General features: G+C 66.1%; 9 protein-coding genes. 3 read left to right on the forward strand and 6 right to left on the reverse strand.

Translation table 11 applies throughout. From position 1 onward, the window contains the following. Positions 1 to 15 precede the first annotated feature (15 nt). Together mnmH and ACHAC9_RS01290 are read right to left on the reverse strand one after the other, a co-directional pair. Complete coding sequence (gene mnmH / locus ACHAC9_RS01285) at positions 16 to 1071, reverse strand: tRNA 2-selenouridine(34) synthase MnmH (protein WP_435756339.1); 1056 nt, start codon at positions 1069 to 1071, stop codon at positions 16 to 18. Continuing rightward, positions 1068 to 1709, reverse strand: coding sequence for an arylesterase (locus ACHAC9_RS01290; RefSeq protein ID WP_435756341.1), 642 nt, complete (start codon positions 1707 to 1709; stop codon positions 1068 to 1070). The genes mnmH and ACHAC9_RS01290 overlap by 4 nt, the downstream gene beginning before the upstream one ends. Between ACHAC9_RS01290 and ACHAC9_RS01295 the strand changes: the two genes are divergently transcribed. Beyond that, positions 1708 to 2424: an ABC transporter ATP-binding protein gene (locus tag ACHAC9_RS01295; protein ID WP_435756343.1), complete on the forward strand. Its 717-nt coding sequence runs from the start codon at positions 1708 to 1710 to the stop codon at positions 2422 to 2424. The two genes, ACHAC9_RS01290 and ACHAC9_RS01295, sit on opposite strands and share 2 nt — an antisense overlap. An 18-nt stretch (positions 2425 to 2442) precedes the next feature. Here ACHAC9_RS01295 and ACHAC9_RS01300 read toward each other — a convergent pair whose 3' ends face one another. After that, positions 2443 to 3957, reverse strand: coding sequence for an NAD(P)H-hydrate dehydratase (locus tag ACHAC9_RS01300; RefSeq protein WP_435756345.1), 1515 nt, complete (start codon positions 3955 to 3957; stop codon positions 2443 to 2445). Positions 3958 to 4055: 98 nt separating this feature from the next. Between ACHAC9_RS01300 and ACHAC9_RS01305 the strand changes: the two genes are divergently transcribed. Further along, a complete protein-coding gene (locus ACHAC9_RS01305) occupies positions 4056 to 7658 on the forward strand; it encodes a hydantoinase B/oxoprolinase family protein (protein ID WP_435756347.1) in 3603 nt (1200 codons plus the stop codon). Positions 7659 to 7699: 41 nt separating this feature from the next. On the opposite strand, the gene ACHAC9_RS01310 is transcribed toward ACHAC9_RS01305, so the two are convergent. After that, positions 7700 to 9328 carry a tetratricopeptide repeat protein gene (locus ACHAC9_RS01310; RefSeq protein ID WP_435756349.1) on the reverse strand — a complete coding sequence of 543 codons (1629 nt, stop codon included), beginning with the start codon at positions 9326 to 9328 and terminating at the stop codon, positions 7700 to 7702. Positions 9329 to 9496: 168 nt separating this feature from the next. On the opposite strand from ACHAC9_RS01310, the gene purL reads away from it, so the two are divergent. After that, positions 9497 to 13519 (forward strand): phosphoribosylformylglycinamidine synthase, encoded by a 4023-nt coding sequence (gene purL / locus ACHAC9_RS01315; protein ID WP_435756351.1) that lies wholly within the window; start codon positions 9497 to 9499, stop codon positions 13517 to 13519. Between the two features lie 132 nt (positions 13520 to 13651). Here the strand turns inward: purL and ACHAC9_RS01320 are convergent, their stop codons facing one another. Continuing rightward, positions 13652 to 14431 (reverse strand): peptidylprolyl isomerase, encoded by a 780-nt coding sequence (locus ACHAC9_RS01320; protein WP_435756353.1) that lies wholly within the window; start codon positions 14429 to 14431, stop codon positions 13652 to 13654. Positions 14432 to 14512: 81 nt separating this feature from the next. Next, the gene (locus ACHAC9_RS01325) at positions 14513 to 15295 is read right to left on the reverse strand and encodes a peptidylprolyl isomerase (protein ID WP_435756355.1); all 783 of its coding nucleotides are present in this window, start codon (positions 15293 to 15295) and stop codon (positions 14513 to 14515) included. Positions 15296 to 15307: the final 12 nt, after the last annotated feature.

Genomic DNA, 15307 nt, shown 5'->3' on the forward strand with positions numbered 1-15307 from the left:
CAAGCCGAAGCTTGCTCAGCCTTCGTGCAGCGTCCGCGCCGCCTGCAGGAAATCCTGCGGCCCGATGTCGTCCAGCTCCAGCACGCTTGCCTGCCCGACTTGCGCAAAATTGCGGTCGATCGAGCGCAGGTAGGCGGGGTCGTAATGCTCGACCAGCAGCTGGTCGACCAGTTCCGGCATCGCGCCGCTGTTCGCCAGCGCGTGCCAGGCGTCGATCCTGGCGCGGCCGTGCAGCTGTACCAGGTGGTCCAGCTGGGTGTTCAGGGCGCAGGGGTCGCGCGCGAAGTGTTCGTAGTCTTCCATCAAGAGGCGCACGCGGTTCGGGCGCGACAGGGTCAAGGCGATGCAGGGCGCCGCGCGCATGCGCTCCATGACGGCGTCGGGCACGCGCAGGTTGCCGACTTTCTTGCTTTCGGACTCGACGAACACGGGGCGGCTCGCATCGAAATGACGGAGCAGGTCCCAGATCAGGGTCTCGAACCGCTTTTGCGACGGCTGCGGTTCATGCGGCAGGTGGCCGAGCACGGAACCGCGGTGGGCCGCCAGGCGTTCCAGGTCGAGTACCTGGGCACCGATCCCGTCCAGGGTTTCCAGCAGCCGGCTCTTGCCGCTGCCGGTGGTGCCGCAAACGACGCGCCATTGCAAGTCCGGCGGCGCCTCGAGCGCGGCGCTGACGTGGGCGCGGTACGCCTTGTAGCCGCCGTCGAGCTGGATGGCCGGCCAGCCGATCTTGGCCAGGATGTGGGCCAGCGAACCGCTACGGTTGCCGCCGCGCCAGCAGTAGACCAGCGGCTTCCAGTCGCGCCCCTTGTCGGCGAACTGCGTTTCCAGGTGCCGCGCGATGTTGCGGGCCACCAAAACGGCGCCCAGCTTCTTCGCTTCGAACGACCCGACCTGCTTGTAGAGCGTGCCGACCCGCACCCGTTCCTCGTCATTTAGCACCGGGCAATTGATCGCACCTGGCAGGTGGTCGAGGGCGAACTCGCCTTCGCTGCGCGCGTCGATAATGGTGTCGAACCTGTCGATGTCGGGAAGGATGTCGGCAAAAGCGAGTAAGGCTGGGTATCTCATTGGGACTTGATCAGGGAAGAGAAGGTCGGCCAGATGTTATTCAGGATAATCGGGTGTGCCTGCGCGCTGGGGTGCAGGCGGTCTGGCTGGAACAGCGTCGGCTTGTCGGCGACGCCTTCGAGCATGAAGGGCACCAGCGGCGCCTTGAATTCCTTCGAGAGTGTGTTGAACATTCCGAAGAAGCGTTCGGTGTAGGCGCGTCCATAGTTCGGCGGCATGCGCATGCCGATCAGCATTACCTTGGCGCTCTGCTTTTGCGACATCGTGATCATCTGGCGCAGGTTGGTCGCCGCGGCCTCGACCGGCAAGCCACGCAAGCCGTCGTTGGCGCCCAGTTCAATCACGACGAGGTCGGGCTTGTGCGCGGTCAGCAGGGCAGGCAGGCGCGCGCGTCCGCCGCTGGTGGTCTCGCCGCTGATGCTGGCATTGACGATGTTGGCGTCGATCTTTTCGCGTTTCAACTTTTGCTCGAGCAGAGCGACCCAGCCGGCGCCGCGCGTCAGGCCATATTCGGCCGAAAGGCTGTCACCCACCACGAGTACGGTTTTTGGTGCAGAATAGGCGCTCGCCGCCGCCAGCGTCAGGCTGACGGCGACAGTCAATTTTTTTAAAAATGCGTTCTTGAGAAAAGCTAGCATGCGCGATAACCCCGAGGCTTTCAAAAATACGTTGTCGGCCGCCCCAGGCGGGACGGCTGCAATACAGGTGGCAGGACTATCGAAACGGGTAGCGGACGCCAGCGGCGAACTCACCATCCTGCACAGCATCGATTTTACCGTGCAACCGGCTGAGACGCTCGCGATCGTCGGCGCTTCCGGTTCCGGCAAGTCGACCCTGCTCGGGCTGCTGGCCGGCCTGGATACGCCGAGCGGCGGTAAAGTGCTGCTCGACGGCACCGATATCTTCGCCCTCGACGAAGACGGCCGCGCCGCGTTTCGCAAGGCCAATCTCGGCTTCGTGTTCCAGTCGTTCCAGCTCCTGGCGCATCTGGACGCAGTCGAAAACGTGATGCTGCCACTGGAATTGCGCGGCGACGGCCAGGCGCGCGTCAAGGCCGAGGCAATGCTGGGCCGGGTCGGCCTGTCGAGCCGGCTGCGTCATTACCCGAAATATCTGTCTGGCGGCGAGCAGCAGCGCGTGGCCCTGGCGCGCGCCTTCGTCACCGAGCCGCCGCTGCTGTTTGCGGACGAGCCCACCGGCAGCCTGGATGCGGCGACGGGCGAGGCAGTGATTCAATTGATGTTCGAACTCAATCGTGAACGCGGCTCGACGCTGGTGCTCGTGACGCACGATCCGGCGATGGCGGCGCGTTGTGTTCGGACGATTACGATTGCGGCGGGGAAGCTGGTGTAGGGTTCCCCGCCCACGCGTTCAACCAGCTGACGAACGGCCGCGAGCGTGCTTCGTAACGAGGTCGTTGTACACCCCCCTTACCGCCGCCGGTAATTCCCCCGCCGTCATCCCGACCGGCCCGATACCGCTTTCCACCAGCCGGTCCGCCGCGGCTCCATGCATCCACACGGCGCCGACGGCCGCCTCCCAGCCCGGCCAGTCCTGCGCCAGCAGCGCCCCGCACACGCCGGCGAGCACGTCGCCGCTGCCGCCGGTCGCCAGCCCCGGATTGCCGGTAGGGTTGATCGCCACTTCGCCATCCGGCCGTGCAAGGACCGTGCCGCAGCCCTTGAGCACCACGATCGCCTGCAATCGTTTGGCCAGGCTGCGCGCCGCGCCAAGGCGATCAAGCTGCACTTCCGTCGCCGAGATGCCCAGCAGGCGCGCCGCCTCCAGCGGATGCGGCGTGACGATCGTCTCCGCCTGGCGCCGCGTCACCCGTTCCTGCAGATCGGTACTGGCCGCGACCAGGTTCAGGCCATCGGCGTCGATCACGATCGGCGTCGCGCTGTCGATGCCGGCGCCCAGCGCGCGCATCGCTTCCATCGCGCCCCCCATGCCGGGGCCGAGCACCAGCACGCGCCCCGCCATGTCGAAGTCGTTCGCAGCGCGCAGCATCAGTTCCGGGTGCAGCGGGTCGAGCGCCATGGCCGGGCCGATCATGACGGCGAACACGCGGCCGGCCCCGGCGTAGAGTGCGCCCCTGGCGGCCAGCACCGCGGCGCCGGCCATGCCATGCGCGCCGCCGATCACGGCGACGTCGCCAAACTGGCCCTTGTGCGAATTCTGGCGCCGCGGCGCAAGGCAGGCGGCAAACAAGGAAGGCGCGCCGATGCCGGCCTGCGCCGGCTCGAACAGTGCCGCCTCGAGCCCCAGGTCGGCCACCTGCACCAGGCCCGCATGGTCGCGTCCCTCGGCCGTGTGCAGGCCCGGCTTGTCGCCGATGAAGGTGATCGTGTGGGTCGCGCGCACGGCCACGCCGCCTGCGCCGACGACTGCGCCGCTATCGGCGTCGAGGCCGCTCGGCACGTCCAGCGCCAGCACCGGGCACGCCACCTTGTCGATGCCGGTCACCAGCTCGCGGTAGCGCCCCTCGAGCGCGCGCGTGAGACCAATCCCGAACAGGCCGTCGACGACCAGCGCCCAGTCGCGCACGTCCAGGCCGACGTCGGCGAAGTTGGCACGGCTGCCGCGGGCGCGGGCCAGGGCCTGGGCCGCTTCCGGCGACATTTTGCCGCTCCCCGCCAGGTGCAGGACGACGACGTCGACATTGGCTTCGCCCAGGTTGGCCGCCAGTTCCAACGCATCGCCGCCGTTGTTGCCGGGGCCGGCCAGTACCAGCACCGGCCGTGCGCGGTCGCTGCCGAGCAGGGCGAGGGCGGCGTCGGCTGCTGCGCGGCCGGCGCGGCGCATCAGCGCGCCCGCTTCCAGGCTGGCCGCCGCGGCGGCTTCTGTGGCACGGATCTGCGCCACGCTATAAAGACGATTGTCCATCCAAACTCCTCAGATTCTTCGATTCATGCATTTTCGCCAATTTGCAGGCGCTGCGCGCATACAATACGCGATACTTACACCAGCATGGGAGTTTGCACATGGATTGGCAGTTCTGGATCGACCGCGGCGGCACTTTTACCGACATCGTGGCGCGCCGCCCCGACGGGCTGCTCGCCACGCACAAGCTGCTGTCGGAGAATCCCGAGCAGTACCGCGACGCCGCGGTGGCCGGCATCCGGCACCTGCTCGGCGTGGCCCCCGGCGAGCCGCTTCCCGTGCACCAGGTCGAGGCCGTCAAGATGGGCACGACGGTGGCCACCAACGCCCTCCTCGAGCGCAAGGGCGCACCCACGGCACTGGCGATCACGCTGGGCTTTCGCGACGCGCTGCGCATCGCCTACCAGAACCGGCCCAAGCTGTTCGAGCGCCACATTGTGCTGCCCGAGCTGCTCTACGGCCAGGTGGTCGAGGTCATTGAACGCATCGGCGCCCACGGCGACATCGTGCGCGAACTCGACGCCACTACTGCGCGCGCCGACTTGCAGCGTGTGTTCGACAGCGGCACCCGCGCACTGGCCATCGTCTTCATGCACGGCTACCGCCACACCCGGCACGAGCTCGCGGTCGCCCGCATCGCTCGCGAGATCGGTTTCACGCAAGTCTCGGTGTCGCACGAAGTGAGCCCGATGATGAAGCTGGTCGCGCGTGGCGACACCACCGTGGTCGATGCCTACCTGTCGCCGATCCTGCGCCGCTATGTGGATCAGGTAGCGGGTGAATTGCCCGGCGTGCACCTGCAGTTCATGCAGTCGAACGGCGGCCTGACGGACGCGCGCGCCTTCCAGGGCAAGGACGGCATCCTGTCGGGACCGGCCGGCGGCATCGTCGGCATGGTGCGCGCGAGCCGCACAGCGGGATTCGAGCGCGTCATCGGCTTTGACATGGGTGGCACCTCGACCGACGTCTCGCATTATGCCGGGGAGTTTGAACGCGTCTTCGAAACCCAGGTCGCCGGCGTGCGCATGCGCGCGCCGATGATGAGCATCCATACGGTGGCAGCCGGCGGCGGCTCGATCCTGCATTTCGACGGCAGCCGCTACCGCGTCGGGCCAGGCAGCGCCGGCGCCAATCCGGGGCCGGCCAGCTACCGCCGCGGCGGGCCGCTCACCGTCACCGATGCCAATCTGTGTCTCGGGAAAATCCAGCCGGCGCACTTCCCGCACCTGTTCGGGCCTAACGGGGACGCGCCGCTCGATATCGATGTCGTGCGCCTGAAATTCGGGGAGCTCGCGCGGCAGGTCGGCGAGGCCACCGGGCAATTGCGCACACGAGAGCAGGTGGCCGAGGGTTTCATCCAGATCGCGGTCGGGAACATGGCCAACGCGATCAAGCAGATCTCCGTTCAGCGCGGGCACGACGTCACCGAGTATGCGCTGACCAGTTTCGGCGGCGCCGGCGGCCAGCACGCCTGCCTGGTCGCCGACGCGCTCGGCATGAAGACGGTGTTCATCCACAGCCTGGCCGGTGTGCTGTCGGCCTATGGCATGGGCCTGGCCGACCAGAGCGCGATGCGCGAACAGGCGGTCGAGGAGCGCCTGGAGGGCGGCGGTTGCGGCGCACTGGCGGCGCGGCTCGATGCGCTGGCCGATGCGGCGAGCGCCGACTTGCGCGCCCAGGGCGTGGGCGACGAGCGGATCGACGTCGTCAAGCGCGTGCACCTGCGCTACGAAGGCACGGATTCGGCGCTGGTGGTGAGCTTCGGCGAGCCGACAGCGATGCAGGCCGCGTTCGAAGACGCCTACAAGCGGCGCTTCTCCTTCCTGATGCCCGCGCGCGCGCTGATCGTGGAAGCGGTGTCGGTCGAAGCGCTGGGCCGTTCGGAAGCGCCGCCCGAGACACTCGCAGTGTCGGCGCAGCGCACCGACCCGCTGGCGAGCGCGCAATCGGTGCCGATGTTCGGCGCCGGGCAATGGCGCGCGACCGGCGTCTACCGCCGCGCCGACCTCAGGTCGGGCGATGTCCTCAATGGCCCGGCGATCGTCGCCGAGGACAACGCCACCACCGTCATCGAAGCCGGCTGGCAGGCTGAGGTCACCCCTTATAACCATCTGGTGCTGCGCCGCGTCGAAGCGCTTCCCGAGCGGCGCGCGATCGGCACCACGGCCGACCCGGTGATGCTCGAGATCTTCAACAACCTGTTCATGTCGATCGCCGAGCAGATGGGCCTGCGCCTGCAGAACACCGCGCATTCCGTGAACATCAAGGAGCGCCTGGACTTCAGCTGCGCCATTTTCGACGCCGGCGGCAACCTGGTCGCCAACGCGCCGCACATGCCGGTGCACCTGGGTTCGATGGGCGAGAGCATCAAGACCGTGATGCGCGAAAACGCCGGGCGCATGGTTGCCGGCGATGTCTATGTATTGAACGACCCGTATAACGGCGGCACCCACCTGCCCGACGTGACCGTGATCTCGCCGGTGTTCGACGAAACAGGGATGAAGATCCTGTTCTACGTCGGCTCGCGCGGCCACCATGCCGACATCGGCGGCACCACGCCCGGCTCGATGCCGCCGGACTCGCGTCACATCGAGCACGAGGGGGTCCTGATCAACAACTTCAAGCTGATCGACGGCAGTGACGGCCTGCTGCGCGAGGCCGAGGCGCGCGCCATGCTCACCGGCGCACGCTACCCGGCGCGCAATCCCGACCAGAACATGGCGGACCTGCGCGCGCAGGTCGCCGCCAACCAGAAGGGCGTCGACGAGCTGCACCGCATGGTCGCGCATTTCGGCCTGGACGTGGTGCGCGCCTACATGGGCCATGTGCAGGACAATGCCGAGGAAGCGGTGCGGCGCGTGATCACGGCCCTGAAGGACGGCGCCTTCACGGTGGAACTGGACAACGGCGCCCGCATCGTGGTCGCGATTACCGTGAACCTCGCCGCGCGCAGCGCCCGCATCGATTTCACGGGCACATCAAGCCAGCTGCCGAACAATTTCAACGCACCCTCCGCCGTCTGCATGGCGGCCGTGCTGTACGTGTTCCGCACCCTGGTGGCCGATGAGATTCCGCTCAACGGCGGCTGCCTGAAACCACTGGAGGTGATCATCCCGCCCGGCTCCATGCTCAACCCGCATTACCCGGCCTCGGTCGTGTCGGGCAATGTCGAGACCTCGACCTGCATCACGAATGCGCTCTACGGCGCGCTCGGCGTGATGGCCGCATCCCAGGGAACGATGAACAACTTCACCTTCGGTAACGCCGAATACCAGTACTACGAAACGATTTCCGGCGGCAGCGGCGCAGGCGACGGCTTCGACGGCACCGACGTCGTGCAGACCAACATGACCAACTCGCGCCTGACCGATCCCGAGATCCTGGAATTCCGGTTCCCGGTGCGGCTCGAGAGTTATGCGATCCGGCCTGGCTCCGGTGGGGCGGGACGCTGGCATGGCGGCAACGGCGGCGTGCGCGAACTGCGCTTCCTGGAGCCGATGACGGCGGCGATTTTGTCGAACAACCGGATTTATGCGCCGTTCGGGATGGCGGGCGGCGAACCGGGGGAGCGCGGCACCAACACGGTCGTGCGTGCCGATGGGCGCGTCGAACAGGTCGGCCACATCGGCAAGGTCGAGATGGCGGCCGGCGACAAGTTTGTGATCGCGACGCCGGGCGGGGGAGGGTACGGACGGGCGTCATAGCGCGTCCGGGTTTGCCACCTACCGGCGGCGCACGAGCGGCATCACCCGGATATACCGTACTTCCTGCGCATCGCCAGATACTCGTCCTCGAGCGGCCCCAGACGCGGATGCTGCGCATCGATCGTCCTGATCTTCTCCAGCTGCGCCAGGCACAATTCCCCGAGCGGGTGATCCCAGCCCAGCTCGCTGATCTGCCTGAGCACGCCGCCGGCCACCGCGATCGTCACCTGCAGGTTCGTCGGCGCCATGTGCAGCGCCTCCTGCAAGGTCTGCAGCGCGCCGCGCACGTCGCCCATGTTGCGCTTTTCGTCGGCCACGCCGAGCAGGATCTGGGCTTGCGCCTTGAGCTGCTGCTGGACGCCGTCGGCCAGGTCGCGCCGGCCCGCGTTCGCAAACAAGCTCAAGGCGTCTTGCGAAGTCAGGCCGCTGTGCTGGTCGTTCACCACCGCCATCATCACGTCCTGCGCACCCTTGTCGAAGCGGTGGTCGAGGCAGGCGCGCACCAGACCGAGCTTGAGCCCGGTCGACAGGCCGCTGCTGGCGCGTACCGCCGACACCGCGCCCTGCAGGTCGGACAGCGCCCCGGCGCGGTTGCCGGCAGCATCGTGCAGCGCCGCGTTGGCCACCGCCACGCAAGCGTCCAGTTCAGGCGACGCGCGCATTGAGCGCTCCAGCTCGCGCACGACGCCGTTCGCGCCGAGCACGTCGCCCCGTTTGACGAGCGCCTTCACCAGCCGCACGTGATCCTCGGGGTCGCGAAACTCGGAGTAGCGCGCCTTGGCGACCACCTGCTTGAAGGATTTCTCGGCCGCGGCCGCGTCGCCCGCCTCGAGCGCGACTTCGCCCAGTTTGCGCAGGCGTCGCACCATGTGCGGCGAGATGGCGACGGCTTCCTCGAGGATTTTCTGGGCCTGTGCGTGGTTTCCCGCCGCTTCGTGGCAACGCGCCAGCAGGTCGTAGCCGCCCATCAGGCGCGGGTTGGCGGCCACCAGCACCTGCAGCGTCTCGCGCGCTTCCTCGATACGCCCGAGCGCAAATTGCGCCCGCGCCAGGCCGAGACCCGCCCAGCCGAGCGGCTTGTAGGCCAGCACTTTAGTGTAGATCTCGTGCGCCTCGCCGTGTTCCGCGAGGTTCACATGCAGCTCGGCGCGCAGGCGCGCGAATTCCAGGGCGTGGCGCGGATGCGCGATCTCGGCGGCCGAGGCCGAGCGGATCGCTTCACGCACATTGCCCTGGGCGACCAGCTGGTAGGTCGGCAGGAAGACCGCGCGGCGTTCGATCGCGCGCGCGATGCGCGCCCCGAGCGTCTCGGCCGTGAACGGTTTCAGGACGTAATCGGTCGGAGCCAGTTCGGCCGCGCCGATCACCTTGCCGTAGACCGCTTCCGAGGTCAGCATGATGAAGATCGACCACGGGCTGATCAGCCGATGGTGGCGCAGGTCCTCGAGCAGCTGCTGGCCGTCCTGGCCATCGCCCGAACCGCTGCCGAGGTCGTATTCGCAGAGGACGATGTCGTAGCTGCGGCGCGTCAGCTGGCGGATCGCGGTGCCCGAATTGACGGCGTACTCGATCTTGTTGATGTTCGATGCATTGAGCATGTTCTGCAGATTGCTGCGCATGCCCGGGTTGGGGTCGATTACCAGTACCGACAGTTGGCTGTTCTCTTGCATCGTCTCTCTCTTGGGCGGGCGCGCGCCGCCATCGTACTCGCTACAATACCGACAAGCGTGTTGCCGGGCAACTGCCAACCGTTGCAATGCATAGGCAATATTGCCGACCCTGTATAATAGCGGGCCATCTTCCACCCGCAGCCACGCTGCATCAACCGACTTCCAGCCATGTTGATTCTGCCGGGTTCCAATGCCCTGTCTGTCTTTCGTAGCCAACGCCTCCTGAGCCAACTGCAAGCTGTCGCCCCCGCGATTGCCGCGGTCCAGGCCCGCTTTGTCCATTTCATCGACAGCGCCGCGGCGCTGTCCATCGACGATACCCAGCGCCTTACCGCCATGCTGACTTACGGGGAGCCTGTTCCGGAAACGCTGTACGAAGGATCGACCGTTGAGTTCTTCGTGATCCCGCGCCTGGGCACGATCTCGCCATGGGCCTCGAAAGCGACCGATATCGCGCACAACTGCGGCATGATGCACGTGCACCGCATCGAGCGCGGCGTGGCGTACAAGGTCGTGTTAAAGAGCGGCATCCTGGGCAGCAGCATCGGCGCGCCGAAGAAGCTTTCGGAAGACGAGCTCGCCAACGTGGCCGCCTTGCTGCACGACCGCATGACGGACACGGTGCTGCGCCAGGCCGAAGACGCCGCGCAGCTGTTCCGTGAGCTCGAGGGCAAGTCGCTCGAATCGATCGACGTGTTGAAAGAGGGCCGGGAAGCCCTGCTGCGCGCAAATACGGAACTGGGCCTGGCGATGTCGATCGACGAGATCGATTACCTGAACGAGGCGTTCACGAAAGCGCAGCGCAACCCGACCGACGTCGAGCTGATGATGTTCGCCCAGGCCAACAGTGAACACTGCCGCCACAAGATCTTCAACGCCGACTGGATCATCGACGGCGTGAAGCAGGACAAGTCGCTGTTCGGGATGATCAAGAACACGCACCAGCTGCAGCCGAAGGGCACCGTGGTCGCCTACAGCGACAACTCGTCGATCATGGAAGGCGCGGTCGTCACGCGCTTCTTCCCGCGTGCGGATAATGAATACGCGCCGATGACGGAGTTAACGCACACCCTGATGAAAGTGGAGACCCACAACCACCCGACCGCGATTTCTCCATTCCCGGGGGCCTCGACCGGGGCTGGCGGCGAGATCCGCGACGAGGGCGCCACCGGCCGCGGCGCCAAGCCGAAGGCGGGCCTGACGGGCTTCACGGTATCGAATCTGCTGCTGCCGGACGCCAGGCGTCCGTGGGAAAACGCGGCTGACGTCACCGCGCTCGACAAGGGCGACGCGCCGGTCTACGGCAAACCGGAACGCATTGCCTCGCCATTGCAGATCATGATCGACGGCCCCCTGGGCGGCGCGGCGTTCAGCAATGAATTCGGTCGTCCGGTGCTGGCCGGCTATTTCCGCACCTACGAGCAGAACGCGCAGGCCGCCGGCGGCGTCTACGGCTACCACAAGCCGATCATGATCGCGGGCGGCATCGGCAATATCTCGGACCAGCACACGTTCAAGAACGATATCCCGGTCGGCAGCCTCCTGGTCCAGCTCGGCGGCCCGGGCATGCGCATCGGCATGGGCGGCTCGGCGGCGTCATCGATGGCGACCGGCACGAATACCGCGGACCTCGATTTCGACTCGGTCCAGCGCGGCAATCCGGAAATGGAACGCCGTGCCCAGGAAGTCATCAACGGCTGCTGGCAGCTGGGTGCCGATAACCCGATCATCTCGATCCACGACGTCGGCGCGGGCGGCCTGTCGAACGCCTTCCCGGAAATCGTGAACGACGCCAAGCGCGGCGCGATTTTCGACCTGCGCAAGATCCAGCTGGAAGAGTCCGGCATGGCGCCGAAGGAAATTTGGTCGAACGAGTCACAAGAGAGATATGTGTTGGCAATTGCGCCGGAAAGCCTGAGCATATTTGCAGCGCTGTGCGAGCGCGAGCGCAGTCCGTTCGCCGTGATCGGCGTTGCCACCGAGGAGCGCCAGCTGCGCGTGACCGATCCGCAGGCCGGCAACAACCCGGTCGACATGCCGATGGACGTCCTGCTCGGTAAACCACCGAAGATGACGCGCGACGTCGAACACGTGACCTGCACATTGCCGCCGGTCGACCTGACCGGCATCGCACTCGACGAGGCCGCGCGCCGCGTCCTGCTGCTGCCGACCGTCGCCGACAAATCCTTCCTGATCACGATTGGCGACCGCAGCGTCGGCGCCATGACCGTGCGCGACCAGATGGTCGGCCCGTGGCAGGTACCGGTTGCCGACTGCGCCGTCACCGCGATGAGTTACGAAGGTTTTGCGGGCGAAGCGATGGCGATGGGCGAGCGCACGCCGCTGGCGGTGATCAATGCCGCCGCGTCCGGCCGCATGGCCGTCGGCGAGGCGATCACCAACATCGCCGCGGCTGGAATAGCCTCGATCGAAGACATCAAGCTGTCGGCCAACTGGATGGCGGCCTGCGGACAGCCGGGCCAGGACGCGGCGCTGTTCGATACCGTGAAAGCGGTCGGCATGGAACTGTGCCCGGCGCTCGGCATCAGCATCCCGGTCGGCAAGGATTCGCTGTCGATGCGCACCACCTGGAATGACGGGGACCAAGCCAAGTCGGTGATCTCGCCGGTCTCGCTGATCGTATCGAGCTTCGCGCCGGTGCCGGACGTGCGCCGCTGCCTGACGCCGCAACTGCGTACCGATCTGGGCGACACCGCCCTGGTGCTGATCGACCTCGGCCGCGGCAAGAACCGCCTCGGTGCCTCGGCGCTGGCGCAGGTGACCCAGCAGCTGGGCGATTCCGTGCCGGACGTCGATTCGGCCGAAGACCTGAAAGCCTTCTTCGCCGCGATCGGACGGTTGAACGAAGGCGGCAAATTGCTCGCCTACCACGACCGTTCCGATGGCGGCCTGTTCGCCACGCTGGTCGAGATGGCCTTTGCCGGGCGCGCCGGCGTGTCGGTCAACCTCGACATCCTGGCCATGGGAGACGAGCATGCATCCGACTGGGGCGACGCCAAGAACTGGGCCTCCCAGGTCGGCGAACGGCGCAACGAGATGACGCTGCGCGCGCTGTTCTCGGAAGAGCTCGGCGCCGTGGTGCAGGTGCGCGACGAAGACAAGCGCGAGGTGATGAACGTCCTGCGCGAGCTGGGCCTGGGTGCCTGCAGCCATATCATCGGCAAGCTCAACGAGCGCGGCGCGATCGAGTTTACGCGCGATGCGAAGCTCATCTATAACCAGTCGCGCAGCAGCCTGCACCGACTCTGGTCCGAGACTAGCTGGCGCATCGCGCGCCTGCGCGACAACCCGGATTGCGCGGACCAGGAATACGATCGCCTGCTCGACGCAAGCGATCCGGGCATCACGCCGCGACTGTCCTTCGATCCGAGCGAGGACATTGCCGCGCCCTTCATTGCGACGGGCGTGCGTCCGCGCGTGGCCATCCTGCGCGAGCAGGGCGTCAACTCGCATATCGAAACCGCCTGGGCGATGCACCAGGCCGGCTTTGCCGCGGTCGACGTCCACATGAGCGATCTGATCGCGGGCCGCGCCACGCTCGCCGACTTCCAGGGCGTGATCGCCGTGGGCGGCTTCTCGTACGGCGACGTGCTCGGTGCGGGCGAGGGCTGGGCCAAGACCATCCTGTTCAATGCCCGGCTGGCCGATCAGTTCGCCGCCTTCTTCGCGCGCCAGGACACCTTTGGCCTGGGCGTGTGCAACGGCTGCCAGATGCTGTCGAACCTGAAGTCGATGATTCCGGGCGCGCACGCCTGGCCGAAATTCACGCGCAACAAGTCGGAGCAGTTCGAGGCGCGATTCGGCATGGTCGAAGTGCTCGATTCGCCCTCGATCTTCTTCGCCGGCATGGCGGGCACCCAGGCGCCGATCGCGATTGCGCATGGCGAAGGTTTTGCCGACTTCTCGCTCACCGGTAGCCTCGATGAGGTCGTCCAGTCGATGCGCTATGTCGACAACCGGGGGCAAGCGACCGAACAATATCCGTTCAACCCGAACGGCTCGCCGGGCGGCTTGACGGCGGTAAGCACGCTTGACGGCCGCTTCACGGCGATGATGCCGCATGCCGAGCGCGTGTTCCGCACGGCCGTGCATTCGTGGGCGCCGCCGTCATGGGGAGATGACGCGCCGTGGATGCGGATGTTCCGCAACGCGCGCAAGTGGGTCTGTTGATTCGTCCGCCAGCGTGAACGAGAGCGCCTCCTCCGGGAGGCGTTTCTTCATGGTGATCACTACCCCAGGAGTTAGCCCCAATAAAAAAGGCGCCTCCGAGGAAGCGCCTTCTTCACACCAGCGACCCGATGATTACTGGATCTTGGCCTTTTTCAACAGCGACTCGCGGTACTCCGCCAGCTTGCGCTGTTGCAGCTGTTCCGCCACCTGCTGCTTGACCTGCTCCAGCGGCGGGATCGTCAGTGGACGGACTTCGTCGAGCTTGATGACGTGGAAGCCGAACTGGGTCTTCACCGGGGTATCGGTGATGGCGCCGGTCTTGAGTGAGGTCAGGGCCTTCGAGAACTCGGGCACGAAACGGCCCGGGTCGGTCCAGCCGAGGTCGCCGCCCTGGGCTGCCGAGCCAGGATCCTTGCTCTGCTTGGCCAGTTCTTCGAACTTGGCGCCGCCCTTGAGCTTGGTGATGATCGCTTTCGCGTCTTCCTCTTTCTCGACCAGGATGTGACGCGCCTTGTATTCCTTGTCCGGTGCGCCGGCTTTCGCCTTGTCGTACTCGGCCTTGATGTCGGCATCCTTGACCGGGTTCTTCTTGACGTAGTCGGCCAGCATTGCGTTGATGATGATGCTCTGGCGCGCGTTGTCGATGGCGGCCTTGACGTCGGCGCGCGCGCCCACGTTTTGCTTGTCGGCTTCCTGGATCAGCACTTCACGGCCGATCAGGTCCTTCTTGATCATGTCGCGCAGCTGCGGCGTATCCGTCGCGCGGCCTTGGGCGACGACCTGCTTGACCATCTGGTCGACCCGCGTCGCCGGAATCGGCTTGCCGTTCACGGTCGCAACGTTTTGGGCGAAGACAGGTGCGGCCACGATGAACGACATGGCAAGCAACAGGCGGGTTGGCTTTGAAATCATTGTTCAGATCCTATAAAAACTCGAAAAGTCGCCCGGTGGCGACGATAATCCGGCGCCCGCGACGGCGCCGTGGCAAATATCTTACTGCACCTTTGCCTTCTTGACCATTTCCTCTTGGTAAGTCGCCAGTCTGCCCTGGGTCAGGCTTTCCGAGATCTGGGTCTTGATCTCGTCCAGGGCAGGCACTTTCACTGCGCGCACGTCGTCGACCTTGATGACGTGGAAACCGGCGCCGGTCTTGACCGGGGTGTCGGTCACGCCGCCTTTTTGCAGCTTGGCAAAGCCGGCTGCGAATTCAGGCGGGAAGGCCGATGGCGCAGCCCAGTCGAGGTCGCCGCCATTGGCAGCCGAACCGGTGTCCTTGCTCGTCTTGGCCAATTCTTCGAACTTGGCGCCGCCTTTGAGCTTGGTGATGACGGCTTTCGCTTCGTCTTCTGTCGTGGTCAGGATATGGCGCAGGTGGTATTCCTTCTCGGCGGCCTGGGTCTTGGCGTAGCGGTCGTACTCGGCCTTGACTTCGGCATCGGTCACCGGGTTCTTGGTGATGTAGTCGCGCGCAAGCTGGTTCACGACGATGGCCTGGCGGGCGCTGTCGAGGGCTTCCTTGACCTCCGGCTTCTTGTCGTAGCCTTGCTTGATGGCTTCTTGCATCAGCACTTCGCGCGCGATCAGGTCACGCTTGACGGCGTCGCGCAGTTGCGGGGAATCCTGTCCCTGGCCCTGGGCGACAACCTGCTTGACGACCGCGTCGACGCGCGAGGTCGGGATGGCCTTGCCGTTCACGACGGCCAGGTTCTGTGCGAATGCGGGCGCTGCGATCAGGGCGGTCAAGGCTAACAGCAGGCGTGCTGGCTTCAAAGTCATTATTGGTTCCTG

This window comes from Massilia sp. CMS3.1, assembly GCF_051262535.1.
GTDB lineage: Bacteria > Pseudomonadota > Gammaproteobacteria > Burkholderiales > Burkholderiaceae_D > Telluria.